Origin of the sequence: Streptococcus thoraltensis DSM 12221, assembly GCF_000380145.1 — a bacterium.
GTDB lineage: Bacteria > Bacillota > Bacilli > Lactobacillales > Streptococcaceae > Streptococcus > Streptococcus thoraltensis.
On record NZ_KB904587.1, the window covers coordinates 180,351 to 197,936 of the forward strand.

Below are 17,586 nucleotides of genomic sequence, written 5' to 3' on the forward strand. Positions count from 1 at the left end.
ACTCAATGAAAATCAAAAGCAAACTAGGCAACGCAGAACTAAAGTCCATCAAATCACATCAATAAGGTCTGCTTTTGATTTTTGAAGAGTATAAGACCTGATTGTAAATAAATACATCACCAAGCGTAGTTCCTTATGTCAGAAAGATACTTTCAAGTGTATTCATAACATTGCTTCAGCTAACCACACCAATCCTTACCATATCGTGAACTTCCATGGGACAAGAAAGAGACAATCGTAAGTGACTTCAACTAAGCTAAGCCACACACGATTGCCTCCATGCATCTTTTCATCAGGACAATGTATTACCGACATATAACCAAGTCGACGATTATCAATTAATCACAAATCAATAGACTCACTTATGCCATGTTATCGTGCCACCTTATCAAAAATTCTCAACATAAGGTGTTATTTTTGCAGGCGCTTTTGAAAGTATCAAATCAAGAAAAATAATACCGCAGGCAGTAATTGATTACTGTCTCAAAAATAATTTTTGTATTAAGTCTTGATACACTTGACGAATGGTAAAAAAAATTCTTAGAAATATTGATTGATACGCAATGAAAATCAGACTAGGCGACGCCGATACTGATGGAACTGAAGACCATCATGTCAATAAGGTCTGAATGTGATTTTCGAAGAGGATTGGTACTCCTTCTAATAGTTTTCCTTCTCCAAGAAAACGAAAAAGGTTGAAGAAATTGTCCAAAATAGACGTTTTCTTCAACCTGTGAATTAGTTTTCTAACTCTCTTTATCTGACTTAACTATGCCAGACATCTTGATTATATTGTGCGATGGTTCTATCGGATGAGAAAAATCCTGCTTTAGCAATGTTATGAACGACTTTACGGTTCCATGCTTGACGATCTTCGTAATCTGCCAGCATTTTTTCTTTGATGTCAATATATTCTGCTAAATCAATCAAAGTCATAAACCAATCTTTATTGAGCAATTCATGGTAAAAACGATTCAAACGCTCATGATTACCCACTGATAACAAATTATCTGATACGATAAAGTCAACAGCTTCTTTAATTCTGTCATCAGATTCGTAGTAATCGCGCGAAACATAACCAGCTTTATCATACAAGTCAATAATAGTATCTGAATCTTTACCGAATGTATAAATATTATCCATACCTGCCAATTCAGCAATTTCTACATTGGCGCCGTCCATAGTTCCCAAAGTCAAGGCACCGTTTAACATGAATTTCATATTACCAGTTCCCGACGCTTCTTTGGAAGCTAAGGAAATTTGTTCTGAAATATCAGTCGCTGGAATCAAATGTTCTGCAACCGTGACATTGTAGTTTTCAACTAAATGAACATTTAGATATGGACTAACATCCGGATCATTATTAATCAATTCTGACAAGCTTAGGATTAAATGGATAACATCTTGGGCAATAATGTAGGCTGGAGCTGCTTTACCTCCAAAGATTACCGTCAATTTACGTTCTGGAAGATTGCCACGTTTGATTTCCAAATACTTATGGATGACATAAAGAGCATTCATTTGTTGACGCTTGTACTCATGGAAACGTTTGATTTGAGTATCAATAATTGAATGTTCATCCAAATCAATGCCCTTATTTTCTTTGAGGTAACGTTTCAAGTGCAGTTTGTTTTGATGTTTGATAGCATCTAACTGTGCGTGAACAGCCTCGTCATCGGCAAATGCAGATAATTTTTCGAGTTTAGTTGCATCAGTGAGGTAATCATCACCAATTAGCTCTTTTAGATAAGTAGCCAAGTCTTGGTTAGCAAATTCTAACCAGCGACGGAAAGTAATCCCGTTGGTTTTATTGTTAAATTTCTCAGGATATAGCTCGTAGAAACCTTTTAATTCACTGTTTTTTAGAATTTCTGTATGAAGTGCCGCAACACCGTTAACACTTGTTGCGAAGTGAATGTCCATATGTGCCATATGAACACGTCCTGATTCGTCAACGATATGTAACCCTACGTTTGGTACTTCTTGAGCAATCATCGCATCTAGTTGTTCAATGATTTCTACCAAATGTGGCACGACTTCCCTGAGGTAATCAAGTGGCCATTTCTCAAGTGCTTCTGCCAAAATCGTATGGTTGGTATAGCCGACCATATTTTTAACAATGTCAACGGCTTCTTCAAATGATAAGCCGTGCTTTTCAGTTAGAAGACGGATAAGCTCTGGAATAACCATGGATGGGTGCGTGTCATTGATTTGAACATAGGCGTAGTCTGCCAAATCACGAACATTTGAGCCACGCTCAATCGCTTCATCAATCAACAACTGAGCTGCATTTGAGACCATGAAATACTGTTGATAGATACGGAGCAATTCCCCTGCCTTGTCAGAATCATCTGGATAAAGGAAAAGCGTCAGGTTTTCTTTGATTTTTGTCTTATCAAAAGTAATCCCATCTTCAATCAAATCATAGTTAAGGCCATCAATGTCAAAGAGATTGAGGTAGTTTTTGGTATCACGGTGATAACCAAGAATGTCTAAACGATCCAAACGAGAACGCAAAGTGAAGTCTTTGAATGGCACGTCATAGTGAACGTCTGTTGGAACTAACCATGAGTCATCTTGAATCCAATCATTTGGTTCAGCGCCTTGTTGATTATCTTTGAAAACTTGCTTAAAGAGACCGAAATGATAGTTTAAGCCGACACCTTCTCCGTTGATGCCAAGCGTTGACATAGAATCGATAAAGCATGATGCCAAACGACCAAGACCACCATTACCAAGAGATGGTTCCGGTTCGAGATCTTCAACTTCGCTAATGCTTCTTCCAACTGCACTAAGCGCTTCTTTTACTTCTTGGTAAACACCAAGATTAATCAAGTTATTTGAAAGTAATTTACCAATCAAAAATTCTGCTGAGATGTAGTAAACTTTACGTTTTGCTGTATTTTTAGGCATTTTCTCAGCGTTTTCTTTAACATAATACAGCAATTCTTTATAGATGGCTTCGTTGCTAAGTGATGCTAAGTCCTGCCCTTTGTCGTTTAAGTAGGTTGTAAATGATTTAGTCATTATCCTCTTCCTCTAATGTTGTAATGATGTGTTAGCACGAGCGTATAGCTCAGTTATTTTAGTCAAGAAATCTTTTTTATCCTGAGTTAAATCATCTGCAAGCATACGCCATTGCCAGTTACCACCAAGTGTATTTGGCGTATTCATCCGTGAAGACTCATCCTTATCAAGCAAGTCTTGCATGGTGGCAATAGCAATATGACTAACGCTTGCGTATAGGCTACGAAGCATGGCTTCCGAAATTTTTTCATCTTGACTACGATGGATATAAGCATTGAGAAAATCTTGTTGTTCAGAGTTAAGATTGTCGTACCAGCCATTGACAACTTCATTATCATGAGTGCCAGTGTAAGCTACTGTATCAGGCGTGTAGTTATGAGGGATGTCAATGCTTTGCCCCTCTACATCGTAAAAACCAAATTCCATGATTTTCATGCCCGGAAAGGCTGTGTCTTCAAGAAGTTTTTCAGCTTTGGCATCAATATAACCCAAGTTTTCAGCTATGATAGGCAATTCACCTAGTTCATTTTTAACTGCTTCAAACAGTCGATAACCTGGGCCTTCTGACCAGCGACCATTTAAAGCTGTATCATCTCCTCCTGGTATTTCCCAGAAGTCTGAAAAGCCTTTGAAATGGTCGATACGAAGTTTATCATAAAGTTTGAAACTTTCTTGAATGCGGTAAATCCACCAAGCATAGCCAGTTTTTTCATGTAACTCCCAATTATAGATAGGATTTCCCCAAAGTTGACCTGTATCGCTAAATTCATCAGCTGGTACCCCTGCAATCGTCAGAGGCTTGCGCTCATCATCTAACTTGAAGAGTTCTGGCATAGTCCAAGCTTCAACACTATCAGCTGACACATAGATGGGCATGTCACCAATGATTTGAATGCCATTATCGTTAGCATAGGCTTTTAAATCTAACCATTGTGAGTAGAAGAAATATTGAGTCACCTTATGATAGAGGATGTCATCTGCTAGTTTCTCACGGTAAGATGACAATGCTACTGTATCACGCTGAACGATTGACTTATCGTCCCATTCCTGAAGTGCCTTATTGCCAAAATACTCTTTAATAGCCATGAATTCAGAGAAATCAGAGACCCAAGCATTTTCAGATACAAAAGTTTCTAATAATGTCTTCCCTTCAAGACTTGCTAAAAAACCTTGAACAGCTTTTTCAAGAATCGGACGGTGACTTTCATAGATAAGGGCGTAATCAACTTCTTCTGGATTATTACCAAAAGAAATCCCTTGAAAATCCTCTGCCGCTAAGTAACCTGATTCAGCTAAAAACGTAAAATCAATAAAGTGCGTATTTCCGGCAATAGCAGAAAAAGATTGGTAGGGCGAATCTCCATAGCTGGTCGTTGTTAATGGAAGGATTTGCCAGTAAGTTTGTTTAGTTTTGACAAGAAAATCCACGAAGTCATATGCTTCTTTACCGAATGAGCCAATTCCAAATTGACCTGGCAAAGAAGAAATATGCATGAGGATGCCACTTTCACGTTGGGTCATTTCAATTTCCCCTTCTTTTTTTGTTTTGATATAAAAATCATAACGCAAACGCTTGCGTAAGTCAATCATTTTTTGGAACTTTTTATCTTTCTCTTTGTAGAAAACGAAAAAAACCTTGATAACAAGGCTTCAGGTTGAAGAAAAGGTTCATTTTGGATAATCTTTTTCAACTTTTTAGTTTTCTTTGGAAAAGAAAAACTTCCAAAAAGGTCATTAAATCAATACTTATAAGAGTTTTTATTAAAAATAAAGACTTTAACTTTTCAATAAAGAACCCTCTAGAATTTATTTCCTTTTCTTTAAATTTCTAATGGATTCTCTTTCTTTTAGAGTAAAAGGAACGATAATCTGTTCGCTTTTTTCTTCTTGATCGGACTGAATAATGGTCAATAATCGCTTGAAACTAGTTTCCCCTAGATGATCAACATGGATGTCAAAAGTAGTCAAATAAGGGTGAATTAATTTTGAAAAAATGGAATTATTGAAAGTAATGATAGAGATGTCATCTGGAACTTTCAAGCCATAGTAGGAAAGCAGTTGCATTAAGCGGATAGTAACACGGTCAGAAATAACGACTAAAGCTGTGGGTTTTCCAGTCTGAATAGCAGTCATCAAGGTATCCACTTTTTTAGCATCTGATGGGTCAAACAAAAACATCGGTTGATAAGTTAAGTCCTGTCGCATCATTCCTTTGACATATCCCATAAAACGCTCTGAAGCAACTTCTGACTTCAAGTCATCTGTCACAAAGTAAATGTTCTCATGACCATTTTTGTGGAGATATTCAACAGCACTTTTTCCCATGAGCTGGTTATCATTATTGATATAAGTAATCTGCGTTTCATTTCCCTCAGGTGCTCCGACAATCACAAAGGGAATTTTATTTTTCAATAAATAGTCTCTAATCGGATCATTTTGAACAGAATATAAAATAATAAAGCCATCAACCCTTTTTTGTCGGTGCATCAAGGCTACTTGTTCCAATAAGTCATCCAAAGAAGTTCCAGTCGCAATAGAAATTGTAAAATCTTTCAACTTAGCTTCATGGGTAATGGTTGATAAGATACGCATAAAGAAAGGCTCACTTAAACGATCTGGCGTTGCCAATGGTGGGAAAACCAAGCCAATATTATGGGTCAAGCCGCTTGCTAGCATTTGTGCAGCTACATTAGGAACATAGCCCAACTCTGCCATGGCTTTTCTAACCTTCTCTTTTGTTTTCTGCGAAATGGAGTGATTATCTTTGAGCACTCGACTAACAGTTGATGGGTTTACACCAGCTCTTTCTGCGACATCCTTTATAGTAGCCATGGTCTAAACTCCTTTAAATAATCTTTTGATTGTTCTAGTTTACAACACTTCACAAGCGTTTTCAATAATTTTTGGGATTTTTTGCCATACGGAAACTATTTTCTGCCAAAATATTATTTAAAATCCTTGCCGCAGCAAGATTCCATCCATAGCAAACGCTTGCTTTCTCTTTCTAGTAACATAAGAACCATTACTTCCTCATCTGCCTATCTTGCTGGGAAATACGATAAGTTATCTTGTGACGTTATACTATCAAATGCCATCTGACCCAAGACTCAGATAGGCAAGGGATTATTTTCAAAAGCAATTAGCTCTTAATAACCTCTAAATCTTGCTACTTCTCCTCGTATGACATAAAGCGACCATCGTCAGAATTCGAATTGCCTGTCAATCCGACCCCATCGCCATAATAAATCCTGGAACTCCTTTTTGGAAAAATATATGGTGAACAGCTGTTTAATCAGAGGCTTGTTTCCATGACAACAAAGACGTTTTGAGTTAGCATGGGAAACTACAAGGGTGAAGGTAAGCTGATTGGTATGTTCACCACCTAGCGCATCCTATATAAGAACCCATCCACCGCTACTTCACAAGTTAGCATGCGCAAAACGGTATAGGAAATTATTTGTAGAGCCATCATTCATGACAGTAGCAAAGAAATATCCCACAAGCCAGATTTGAAATAAATGTCAAATTTTGCCTAGAATATAAAAGCCCTCCAAAAGTCATGATTAGGACACTATCTATCGCTATCAAAAATTTTATCCAACAATTAGCTGCAACTAAAGGATACTTTTTTACTGTGGATGACTAGTATTCAACTTGGACATCTTGTTTGCAAAGACAAATCTATCATAGAAAATATGCACTGTCTTATCGTTTTTTAGTGTTGAAATTTGTAATGGGAAAGTTCGAACATGAAATCATCCGTATAAAGGTAGGGCGAAAATGGTATTTAAAATTTGGGAGTGTGGATACTTGATAAAAACTTTCATCACTCTTTTCTTCAATAGTAAACATTTGAACTAGAGACTGCTGTCATTGCCAGTTGTTTAGCTATAGTCAAATCAATTAACTTTTAGACAAGAAACTGACTACGGCAAGTCGAAAATGACGATGTATCAAAGTTAATTCAAAAACCATAGTAAAGAAGGCCAGAAATTAATACAGCATTTTGACCCTGCTTTTTGTGGTTAAACATCTCATGTGAAAGGCAGTATTTTATAAATATAAACCATTCCATCATTAAAACTAGCAAAAATAGGAGCATTTTTAGGCATAACTAATTCCCCTAATTTTTTCAAATTTATTAGACAAATTCATAATGTTAGCGCAAGCGATTGCTTAAAGTTATAGAATTTCTTATCAAAAAAGAGCTTAAACAAAGGGATTTTAAAATTTTTTTATATTTTTTTCAAAAAAGACTTGACATTTATTGCAAGCGGTTGCATAATAGAGGTGTAAAGAATTTTCTTAGGAGGAAGAAGCTATGAAATCATGGCAAAAAATTGCATTATTCGGAGCAAGTCTTTCACTTGTCGGTGGAGCTGCTATGGCAAGTACAATTGAGGTAAGCGCTACTTCAAAAGATACTATCAAACTTTGGGTACCAACAGGCGCTAAAAAGTCTTACAAAGACGTTGTCAAAAAATTCGAAAAAGATTCTGGTTACAAAGTAAAAATTGTTGAATCTGAAGATCCAAAAGCACAAGAAAAAATTAAAAAAGACCCTAGTGCTGTTGCTGACGTATTCTCATTGCCACACGATCAACTAGGGCAATTAGTAGAAACAGGTGCTATTCAAGCACTTCCAAAAAAATACGCTAAAGAAGTTAAAAAAGAGTCAACTGACCAAGCACTTGCAGGGGCACAGTATAAAGGTAAGACTTATGCCTTCCCATTTGGAATCGAATCACAAGTTCTTTACTATAACAAAGAAAAACTTTCTGAAGATCAAGTAAAATCATACGAAAGCATCACTGAAAATGCTACTTTCGGTGCTAACTTGAAAGAAGTTAACGCTTACCATATTGCACCTCTATTCATGTCTGTCGGTGATACATTATTTGGTAAAGATGGCGAAGATGTTAAAGGCACAAACTGGGGCAATGAGGCTGGTGTTAGCGTTCTTAAATGGATTGCAAGCCAAAAAGATAATAAAGGCTTTGTTAACGTAGATGCTAACAATACCATGTCTAAATTTGGTGATGGTTCAATCGCAGCCTTTGAATCAGGTCCATGGGATTATGATACCGCTAAAGAATCTGTAGGCGAAGACAAACTAGGTGTTGCAGCTTACCCTACTATGAAGATTGGTGACAAAGACGTTCAACAAAAAGCCTTCTTAGGTGTTAAACTCTATGCTGTAAACCAAGCACCTGCTGATGGTGATGCCGATCGTATCGCAGCAAGTTACCAACTCGCTTCTTACCTAACAAGCGAAGATAGCCAAGAAAACCAATTTGAAGAACGTAAGATTGTTCCTTCAAACAAAGAAGTTCAAGCATCTGATGATGTTCAAAATGATGACCTTGCTAAAACCGTTATTAAAATGGGATCTTCTGATGAATACTCAGTTGTTATGCCAAAACTAAGCCAAATGACAGCCTTCTGGACTGAAAGTGCTGCCATCCTTAGCGATACTTATAACGGTAAGATTAAAGAAACTGATTACCTTAAGAAGTTAAAACAATTTGACAAAGACTTGGCTGACGCTAAATAAGCATCATTAAAATTGTCATTGCAGTCAATCTAGGAGGTGGAGATAAGCTCCAACATACGTGTTGTGAGAACACTCCACCTTTTATTTTTTAAGAATTCCTATTCTCTAAATCGACTAAACCCTAATCTTTGGCTGATTTAGCCAGTAGAAATTCAATCACAATTAAAGGAGATTACCTATGACTAAGTCCCTCTTTTATGAAGACGTTAGTGTTCCAGAAGCGCTTTCCAAAGGTGGATGGGATATTAAACTCTCAGCAATCATTATGGGCTTTGCCAATCTTGCCAACAAACAATTTGTCAAAGGCTGCTTATTCCTAGCAACCGAGATTGCCTTTCTAATTGCCTTTGTGACACAGATTATACCAGCCTTTGGTCATTTGATAACACTTGGAACGAAAAAACAAGGAATGACCACAAAAACCATAAATGGCATTGAAATTTCTGTTGCTGTTGAAGGGGATAATTCAATGCTTATGCTTATCTTTGGCTTGGCATCGATTATCTTCTGCTTGGTATTTGCTTATATTTACTGGTGTAACCTAAAGAGCGCTCGAAATCTTTATGTTATCAAGAAAGAAAATGCTAAAATCCCATCATTCAAAGAAGATATTGAAACACTGTCAAACGGTCGTTTTCATATGACACTTATGGCGATTCCAATGATTGGTGTCTTACTTTTTACCATCTTACCTTTGATTTACATGATTACTTTAGCTTTTACCAGTTATGACCATAATCATCTGCCTCCAAAATCACTCTTTGATTGGGTAGGCTTTACCAACTTTAGCAATATCCTCAGTGGTCGTATGGCTGGTACTTTCTTCCCCGTATTATCATGGACCTTAATCTGGGCAGTATTTGCGACAGTAACCAACTTCTTCTTTGGTATTCTTCTTGCTCTTTTGATTAATACTAAAGGTCTCAAATTTAAGAAGATGTGGCGTACCATTTTTGTTATCACCATGGCGGTACCACAATTTATCTCTCTTCTCATTATGCGTAATTTGCTAAATGACGAAGGCCCTCTAAACGTTCTCTTACAAAAAATAGGATTGATTGATCAAGGACTTCCCTTCTTATCAGATCCTCTTTGGGCTAAGTTCTCAATTATCTTTGTTAATATGTGGGTGGGTATCCCAGTGACGATGTTGGTTGCTACTGGTATTATCATGAACCTGCCACAAGAGCAAATTGAAGCTGCTGAAATTGATGGGGCAAGTAAAATCCAAGTCTTCAAATCCATCACTTTCCCACAAATTCTGCTTATCATGACCCCAACTCTAATCCAGCAATTTATCGGTAATATCAATAACTTTAATGTTATTTATCTCCTAACTGGTGGTGGACCTGTCAACTCTAAGTTTTACCAAGCCGGTTCTACAGACCTCTTGGTGACATGGCTTTATAAATTGACGGTTACTGCTGCAGACTATAACCTAGCATCTGTTATCGGTATTTTGATCTTTGTCCTATCAGCTGGATTTAGTTTGATGGCTTATACCAGAACAGCGTCTTACAAGGAAGGAGTTGCTAAATAATGAAATCAAAACGTCGTATGCAATTAGGGTTTGTCTATACCCTACTTATCGTTCTCTCAATTATCTGGCTCTTTCCTATCGCTTGGGTTATCCTAACCAGCTTACGTGGTGAAGGAACTGCCTACGTGAATTACTTCATCCCAAAAACATGGACATTAGAAAATTATGTTAACCTCTTTACTAATTCGTCCTTCCCATTTGGAAGATGGTTCCTTAATACTTTGATTGTGGCGATTGCTACTTGCATCATCTCTACATTCATTACCGTTGCTATGGCATACTCACTCAGCCGTATTAAATTTAAATTCCGCAATGGTTTTTTGAAATTAGCTCTTGTCTTGAATATGTTCCCAGGATTCATGAGTATGATTGCTATCTACTACATCCTCAAGGCTATTGGGTTGACACAGTCACTAGCCGCCTTGGTCTTGGTTTACTCTTCAGGTGCAGCTCTAGGGTTCTACATTGCTAAGGGATTCTTTGATACAATTCCCTATTCCCTTGATGAATCTGCAATGATTGATGGTGCTACTCGTAAAGATATTTTCTTTAAGATTACGCTCCCCCTTTCAAAACCCATCATCGTCTATACAGCCTTGATGGCATTTATCGGACCATGGATGGATTTCATCTTTGCTCAAGTCATTCTAGGTGATGCTACAAATAAATACACGGTTGCTATTGGGCTCTTCTCAATGTTACAACCTGACACCATCAATAAATGGTTCATGTCATTCACAGCAGGATCTGTCCTCATCGCCGTTCCAATCACTCTCCTCTTCATGTTTATGCAAAAATACTATGTTGAAGGTATCACTGGTGGTTCGGTTAAATAACCCTACTATACTTAAAAAAGCATGTCAGCTCGTAACTGACATGCTTTTTGATGTTTTAAGCGTAGCAGAAGAAAGTCCTTGTTTTTTGGTTCTCTTTTTTCCAAATTTTCCTTTAAGAACTGAACCAAGTATTTGTGGGCAAGGAGGTTAGCTTTTTTTCTGCTGTTTAGTGATAGTTCGTATTGACATTATAGTCTTTTGAATTACCTTTGATACGCCGTCACTTTCGACTTGCCCTACTCATACTCAATTAGTCTGCGTCTTTCTGTTCCTTGTCTGAAAGAGAATTCATTTGACTATCTAAACATAATTCTGACTAGATTCTGATTGCTACATTCACCAGCAGTTTCTATCTTGTCAACTTTTTAATCCATCGCTTTTAGTTCAAGCACCATATCACGAATTTGAGCTGCCAATTCAAAATCAAGCAATTCTGCTGCTTCTTGCATTTGTTTTTGCAGCTTTTTAATGGCCTCTTGACGTTCAGATTTAGTCATTGCTGAATAATCAACCGTCTCTTCTGCGACATCTGTATCTGAAGTTTTCGAAATCGCTATCAAGTCACGAATATCTTTCTTAATCGTTTGCGGAACAATGCCATGCTCTTCATTATAGTGCATCTGAATCTTACGACGACGAGCAGTTTCATCCATAGCGCGTTGCATAGATTCGGTAATCTTGTCCGCATACATGATAACATGTCCTTCTGAGTTACGGGCGGCACGTCCAATAGTCTGGATAAGACCACGTTCGTTTCGAAGAAATCCTTCCTTGTCAGCATCTAAAATCGCCACCAGACTGACCTCTGGAACATCAATCCCCTCACGGAGCAAGTTAATCCCGATAAGGACATCGAAGACGCCCAAGCGAAGGTCACGGATAATCTCCGTCCGTTCAAGCGTTTTAATATCTGAATGCATGTATTTGACCTTGACACCCATTTCTTTCAGATAATCTGTCAAATCCTCCGCCATTTTCTTAGTCAGAGTGGTAATGAAGGTACGCTCGCCTTTTTCTGAGCGGATAGTAATTTCTTCTAGCAAATCGTCCATTTGTCCCATGGTTGGACGAACTTCTACTTCTGGGTCTAGGAGACCTGTTGGACGGATGATTTGCTCAATGACTGTATCGGTTTGTTCGTTCTCATAGTCACCCGGGGTTGCAGACACATAAACAATCTGATGAACATGACTTTCAAATTCTTCACGGCGAAGCGGACGGTTATCAAGAGCTGATGGCAAACGAAAACCATAATCAACCAGCATCTGTTTACGAGAACGGTCACCGTTATACATGCCTTTGATTTGTCCCATAGTCATGTGGCTTTCATCAATCATAATCATGAAATCCTCAGGGAAGAAATCAAGAAGCGTATAAGGTGGCTCGCCTTCACTTCGTCCATCCATATGACGTGAATAGTTTTCAACACCATTGGTATAGCCCATCTCGCGTAACATCTCAATGTCATATTCTGTTCGTTGTTTGAGACGTTGGGCTTCTAGGAGTTTGCCTTCTAATTCAAAGACTTTCAGTTGCTCCTCTAATTCAGCTTGAATTTTAGCGATGGATTGCTCCATATGCTCCTCATTGGTCACAAAGTGAGTTGCTGGGAAGAGAACCAAATGCTCAACATCTCCGAGATTTTTACCTGTCAAACTTTCGATTTCACGAATACGATCAATTTCATCACCGAAAAACTCGATACGAAAAGCATGTTCATCACGAGAAGCTGGGAAAATTTCTACAACATCTCCACGGACGCGAAAACGCCCACGTTGGAAGTCAATGTCGTTACGTTCAAACTGAATATCTACTAATTGATTCAGCAATTGATCGCGCGAGATTTCTTGACCTGGGCGCAGTGAAACGGCTGAATCAGCATATTCTTTGGGCGATCCCAAACCATAGATACAAGATACGGAAGCAACAACAATAACATCATTTCGCTCCAAAAGCGCTGACGTCGCTGAATGCCTTAATTTATCAATCTCATCATTAACCGAAGAATCCTTCTCAATATAGGTATCAGATGAAGGAACATAGGCTTCTGGTTGGTAATAATCATAATAGGAAACAAAATATTCCACCGCATTGTCTGGGAAAAACTCTTTGAACTCACCATAGAGTTGCCCCGCCAAAGTCTTATTATGAGCAATAACCAAGGTCGGTTTATTGACTTTACTAATGACCTGACTCATCGTATAGGTTTTTCCTGTACCTGTGGCACCGAGTAAAATTTGAGCCTTTTCACCACCTTCTATATTATCAACTAACTGCTCAATAGCTTGTGGTTGATCTCCCGATGGTTGATATTTTGATACTAATTTAAATACATTATTTTCTTGTCTATCTATCATGCTTCTATTTTATCATAGCACTTCCTTTTAATAGGAAAAAAAGTTTTTAAAAAGGATTGCGTTCTCACCCAATCCTTAACTAATACTCAATGAAAATCAAAAGCAGACTAGGCGACACAGATAGCAGATAGACCTGAAGGTCATCAAATCAAGTCAACAAGGTCTGCTTTTGATTTTCGAAGAGTATAACTATACTGATCCTGTCTGTCTTTGTTGTCTCTTTATGAGATAAAGAATTCCTAGCATAAAGCAAACTTCGACTAAACAAGTAATCAAACTCCCTTCCGTACCAAAGTATCCCCCTGATAGCCAGTCAGGAGCATTGGGATTATTCACAAAATGAAAAATCGAGGGACCTGTTTTGCTGCCTGATACTTCAATACCATAAATATTACCTTGGACAAAATTCCAAGCCCCATGAAGTCCAACAACACTCCAAAGGTTATCACGATAAAGCATGTATAGAGCCATCGTAATTCCTGACAAAACAATATCTAAAATAGACAAGAAGGTAACATGGTCGTTTCCCAGATGTATGAGACCAAATAAGAGACTGGATAAACAAACAGCAGCTGAGATGCCAAGACGACTATTTATCAAAGGGAGCAACCAACCACGCGTTAGGAGTTCTTCAGTACCGCCTTGAATTAACCAGAAAGGAATAATGGAAATGACAAAAAGCAAGGTGCTAGTTGAGAAATCAACACTTTGAAAATGGCTTCCACCTAGTAGACAAACTAGTAAAAGTGAAAGACTAAACTGAATCGTACCAAGACCAAAACCAAGAAGTAATTCTTTAAACCACTTTTCCTTGTAAAAGCCCAAGGTGACTATGGAGCGTTTTTCCACCCATTTTACCCATGCCAAAAGCAGCATAGCGACAGAAGCAAAGGCTAATAGTTCAACATGTAAGCTATACACGAGTTTAGAAAGTTCAGCATTCTGTAGCTGTCCAGAGACAAGAAGTAATCCCAAAAATATAATACCGACAATTATCCCGAAGATAAGAGTCCCCACAAAAAAGAATCCTTCGACCATTCCACAACCCAAAAGTACCAGCAACCAGGTTGGCCATCTATGATAGCGCTCAAATTGTTTTGGATTGGAAAGCATTTTCTTCATATTTAAAACTCCTTTAATTTACTATATTCATTATAATATTATTTTAAAAAGAATGCATAATTTTAACGTTTTCTTTGTATTATTGCCATTTTGATAGATTTCTATAAAAATCTATCATCGTGATGTTAGGTTTTATAACACCACTTCCTTAAAATCTTGCTATTTTTTAAAGATTTTGCTATAATGAGCTATAATTTTTTTATATAAGGAGATGGACATGAAGACGAAATTTAAAGCTTTCTTACTAACGCTTGTTTCTGTTTTCTTTGTGTTCGGTGCTCGTGTCGCTGCTGATACGATTGACGTTGTCTCTGACACCGCTTATGCACCATTTGAATTCAAAGATTCCGACCAAACTTACAAAGGTATCGATGTTGATATTATTAATGAAGTTGCCAAACGTAAGAATTGGGATATTAATATGACTTTTCCTGGCTTTGATGCCGCAGTAAATGCTGTACAAGCTGGCCAAGCAGACGCCTTGATGGCTGGTACAACAGTTACTGAACCTCGTGAAAAAGTCTTTACTTTCTCTGACACTTACTACGATACAGCTGTTGTCCTATACACTAAAAAAGGCAAGGATGTTTCAAAATATAGCCAATTAAAAGGTAAGACAGTCGGTGTCAAAAATGGTACTGCTGCTCAAACTTTCTTAGATAAAATCAAGACAAAGTACCATTTTAAAGTTAAAACTTTTGACACTAGTGATCTTATGAATAACAGCCTTGATTCAGGCTCGGTTGATGCGGCTATGGATGACCAACCTGTTGTCCAATTTGCAATTAATCAGGGCAAGGATTACGCTATCAAAATGGATGGTGAAAAAGTCGGTAGCTTTGCTTTTGCTGTTAAAAAAGGAAGCCAGTATGAGTACCTCATCAAAGATTTCAATGAAGCTTTTGCTGAAATGAAAAAAGACGGTACCTATGATGACATCATGACCAAATGGCTCGGTAAAGAAGCAGCTATTGCTAAACTCAGTTCTACTGGTGATGCAAACGCAAAAGCGGAACCTCAAAAAGAACAATATGTTATTGCATCTGATACTTCCTTTGCGCCATTTGAATACCAAGATGATGCAGGTAAATACACAGGTTTCGACATGGACTTGATTAAAGCCATCGCTAAACAACAAGGTTTCAAGATAAAAATTAACAATGTTGGTTTTGATGCTGCTCTTAACGCTGTCCAATCTAGTCAAGCTGATGGTGCTATCGCTGGTATGACCATTACAGACGAACGTAAAGGAACATTTGATTTCTCTGATCCTTACTACACTACTAATATTATCCTTGCTATTAAAAAAGGGACTGACATTACCGCTTATAAAGATTTAAAAGGTAAAACAGTCGGTGCTAAAAACGGAACATCTTCTTACGATTTCCTTGCTAGCAAAAAAGACAAATACGGCTATAAACTCAAAGCATTTGACGAAGCGTCTACAATGTATGATAGTTTGAATTCAGGTTCTATCGATGCGCTTATGGATGACGAACCAGTATTAGCATACGCCATTCAACAAGGTCGCGAGTTTGAAACACCGCTCAAAGGTGAACCTTCTGGTCAAGTCGGATTTGCCGTTAAAAAAGGAACAAACCAAGAGCTTATTGAAATGTTCAACAACGGTATGGCTGCCCTTAAAGAAGATGGTACTTACGATAAACTCGTTAAAAAATACCTTGCTACTTCAACAACTTCCGAAAACAAAGAAGAAAAAACGATTGATGAAACCACCATTCTTGGTCTCATCAAAAACAACTACAAACAACTTCTTTCAGGTCTTGGTAAGACTCTCGGGCTAACACTTATTTCATTTGCGATTGCCATGATTATCGGAATTATCTTTGGTATGATGGCTGTCGCTCCAAATAAAACACTTCGTGTTATTTCATCAGTTTTCGTTGATGTGGTGCGTGGTATTCCACTTATGATTGTCGCTGCCTTCATTTTCTGGGGAATTCCAAACTTCATTGAAAGCATTACAGGCCAACAATCACCAATCAATGACTTTGTTGCAGCAACTATTGCCCTTTCTTTAAACGGTGGTGCCTATATTGCTGAAATTGTTCGTGGTGGTATCGAAGCCGTTCCTAGTGGACAAATGGAAGCCAGCCGAAGTCTTGGTGTTTCTTACAAAACAACGATGCGCAAGGTCGTTCTACCACAAGCAGTTAAACTAATGCTTCCAAACTTCGTCAACCAATTTGTTATTTCATTGAAAGATACAACCATTGTATCGGCTATTGGTTTAGTGGAGCTCTTCCAAACGGGTAAAATTATCATTGCTCGTAACTACCAATCTTTCCGTATGTATGCAATCCTTGCAATCATTTACCTAGTCATCATTACCCTATTGACTAAGTTGGCAAAACGTCTAGAAAAGAGGCTTAAATAATGGCAGAATTAAAAATTGATGTCCAAGATTTGCACAAATCCTACGGCGATAACGAAGTCTTAAAAGGGATTGATGCTAAATTTTACGAAGGTGATGTGGTTTGTATCATCGGTCCTTCTGGATCAGGAAAATCAACCTTCCTTCGTACTCTCAACCTACTAGAAACCATCACAAGTGGCAATGTTATCGTTGATGGATTTGAACTCTCAGATCCAAAAACAAATATCGACAAAGCTCGTGAAAATATCGGCATGGTGTTTCAACACTTCAACTTATTCCCTCACATGACTGTTCTTGAAAACATTATGTTTGGCCCAACAGAACTTGGAAAACTAAATAAAACTGAAGCTGAAAAGCAAGCAATGGAACTCCTTGAAAAAGTTGGATTGGCTGAAAAACGTGATGCTCTTCCAGAGAGTTTGTCTGGTGGACAAAAACAACGTGTTGCCATTGCTCGTTCATTAGCCATGAATCCTGATATTATGCTCTTTGACGAACCAACCTCTGCCCTTGACCCTGAAATGGTTGGAGACGTTCTTAACGTTATGAAAGACCTAGCTGAACAGGGCATGACCATGTTGATTGTTACCCACGAGATGGGATTTGCTCGTCAAGTTGCCAATCGTGTTATCTTTACCGATGGTGGTCAATTTATCGAAGATGGCACACCAGAACAAATCTTTGATAATCCACAACATCCACGACTCAAAGACTTCCTTGATAAGGTTCTTAGTCATTAAAAAACAAAAGCA

10 protein-coding genes and 1 pseudogene are annotated in these 17,586 nt (G+C 37.9%); 6 read left to right on the forward strand and 5 right to left on the reverse strand.

Features of this window, described 5'->3' with window-relative positions; translation table 11 throughout:
• Positions 1-94: 94 nt before the first annotated feature.
• Positions 95-342, forward strand: a pseudogene (locus A3IA_RS13365) (hypothetical protein); the annotation flags it as partial.
• A 423-nt stretch (positions 343-765) separates the two neighbouring features.
• Here A3IA_RS13365 and glgP read toward each other — a convergent pair.
• From glgP to A3IA_RS0102430, 3 genes are all read right to left on the reverse strand, one after another.
• Positions 766-3,027 carry a glycogen/starch/alpha-glucan family phosphorylase gene (glgP, locus tag A3IA_RS0102420; protein ID WP_018379753.1) on the reverse strand — a complete coding sequence of 754 codons (2,262 nt, stop codon included), beginning with the start codon at positions 3,025-3,027 and terminating at the stop codon, positions 766-768.
• A gap of 12 nt (positions 3,028-3,039) precedes the next feature.
• On the reverse strand, positions 3,040-4,617 hold the full coding sequence (gene malQ, locus A3IA_RS0102425; RefSeq protein ID WP_018379754.1) for a 4-alpha-glucanotransferase: 1,578 nt from the start codon (positions 4,615-4,617) through the stop codon (positions 3,040-3,042).
• Between the two features lie 216 nt (positions 4,618-4,833).
• Positions 4,834-5,859 carry a LacI family DNA-binding transcriptional regulator gene (locus tag A3IA_RS0102430; protein ID WP_018379755.1) on the reverse strand — a complete coding sequence of 342 codons (1,026 nt, stop codon included), beginning with the start codon at positions 5,857-5,859 and terminating at the stop codon, positions 4,834-4,836.
• A gap of 1,489 nt (positions 5,860-7,348) precedes the next feature.
• On the opposite strand from A3IA_RS0102430, the gene A3IA_RS0102435 reads away from it, so the two are divergent.
• The 3 genes from A3IA_RS0102435 (at position 7,349) to A3IA_RS0102445 (ending at position 10,957) form a co-directional block, all read left to right on the forward strand.
• Positions 7,349-8,581, forward strand: coding sequence for an extracellular solute-binding protein (locus A3IA_RS0102435; RefSeq protein ID WP_018379756.1), 1,233 nt, complete (start codon positions 7,349-7,351; stop codon positions 8,579-8,581).
• A 178-nt stretch (positions 8,582-8,759) separates the two neighbouring features.
• Entirely contained in the window at positions 8,760-10,121 is a 1,362-nt protein-coding gene (locus A3IA_RS0102440) for a carbohydrate ABC transporter permease (RefSeq protein ID WP_018379757.1), read from the forward strand.
• Entirely contained in the window at positions 10,121-10,957 is an 837-nt protein-coding gene (locus tag A3IA_RS0102445; protein ID WP_018379758.1) for a sugar ABC transporter permease, read from the forward strand. The genes A3IA_RS0102440 and A3IA_RS0102445 overlap by 1 nt, the downstream gene beginning before the upstream one ends.
• 365 nt (positions 10,958-11,322) lie before the next feature.
• Here A3IA_RS0102445 and uvrB read toward each other — a convergent pair whose 3' ends face one another.
• Together uvrB and A3IA_RS0102455 are read right to left on the reverse strand one after the other, a co-directional pair.
• Complete coding sequence (uvrB, locus tag A3IA_RS0102450) at positions 11,323-13,314, reverse strand: excinuclease ABC subunit UvrB (RefSeq protein WP_018379759.1); 1,992 nt, start codon at positions 13,312-13,314, stop codon at positions 11,323-11,325.
• A gap of 189 nt (positions 13,315-13,503) precedes the next feature.
• On the reverse strand, positions 13,504-14,436 hold the full coding sequence (locus A3IA_RS0102455; RefSeq protein ID WP_018379760.1) for a CPBP family intramembrane glutamic endopeptidase: 933 nt from the start codon (positions 14,434-14,436) through the stop codon (positions 13,504-13,506).
• A gap of 217 nt (positions 14,437-14,653) precedes the next feature.
• On the opposite strand from A3IA_RS0102455, the gene A3IA_RS0102460 reads away from it, so the two are divergent.
• Both A3IA_RS0102460 and A3IA_RS0102465 read left to right on the forward strand, forming a co-directional pair.
• Positions 14,654-16,834: an ABC transporter substrate-binding protein/permease gene (locus A3IA_RS0102460; protein ID WP_018379761.1), complete on the forward strand. Its 2,181-nt coding sequence runs from the start codon at positions 14,654-14,656 to the stop codon at positions 16,832-16,834.
• The gene (locus A3IA_RS0102465) at positions 16,834-17,574 is read left to right on the forward strand and encodes an amino acid ABC transporter ATP-binding protein (protein WP_018379762.1); all 741 of its coding nucleotides are present in this window, start codon (positions 16,834-16,836) and stop codon (positions 17,572-17,574) included. The genes A3IA_RS0102460 and A3IA_RS0102465 overlap by 1 nt, the downstream gene beginning before the upstream one ends.
• Positions 17,575-17,586: the final 12 nt, after the last annotated feature.

Excerpts from the sequence above, each read along its gene's own strand:
- glgP (WP_018379753.1), bottom strand. The coding sequence starts at position 3,027 with ATGACTAAATCATTTACAACCTACTTAAACGACAAAGGGCAGGACTTA.
- malQ (WP_018379754.1), bottom strand. The coding sequence starts at position 4,617 with ATGATTGACTTACGCAAGCGTTTGCGTTATGATTTTTATATCAAAACA.
- A3IA_RS0102430 (WP_018379755.1), bottom strand. The coding sequence starts at position 5,859 with ATGGCTACTATAAAGGATGTCGCAGAAAGAGCTGGTGTAAACCCATCA.
- A3IA_RS0102435 (WP_018379756.1), top strand. The coding sequence starts at position 7,349 with ATGAAATCATGGCAAAAAATTGCATTATTCGGAGCAAGTCTTTCACTT.
- A3IA_RS0102440 (WP_018379757.1), top strand. The coding sequence starts at position 8,760 with ATGACTAAGTCCCTCTTTTATGAAGACGTTAGTGTTCCAGAAGCGCTT.
- A3IA_RS0102445 (WP_018379758.1), top strand. The coding sequence starts at position 10,121 with ATGAAATCAAAACGTCGTATGCAATTAGGGTTTGTCTATACCCTACTT.
- uvrB (WP_018379759.1), bottom strand. The coding sequence starts at position 13,314 with ATGATAGATAGACAAGAAAATAATGTATTTAAATTAGTATCAAAATAT.
- A3IA_RS0102455 (WP_018379760.1), bottom strand. The coding sequence starts at position 14,436 with ATGAAGAAAATGCTTTCCAATCCAAAACAATTTGAGCGCTATCATAGA.
- A3IA_RS0102460 (WP_018379761.1), top strand. The coding sequence starts at position 14,654 with ATGAAGACGAAATTTAAAGCTTTCTTACTAACGCTTGTTTCTGTTTTC.
- A3IA_RS0102465 (WP_018379762.1), top strand. The coding sequence starts at position 16,834 with ATGGCAGAATTAAAAATTGATGTCCAAGATTTGCACAAATCCTACGGC.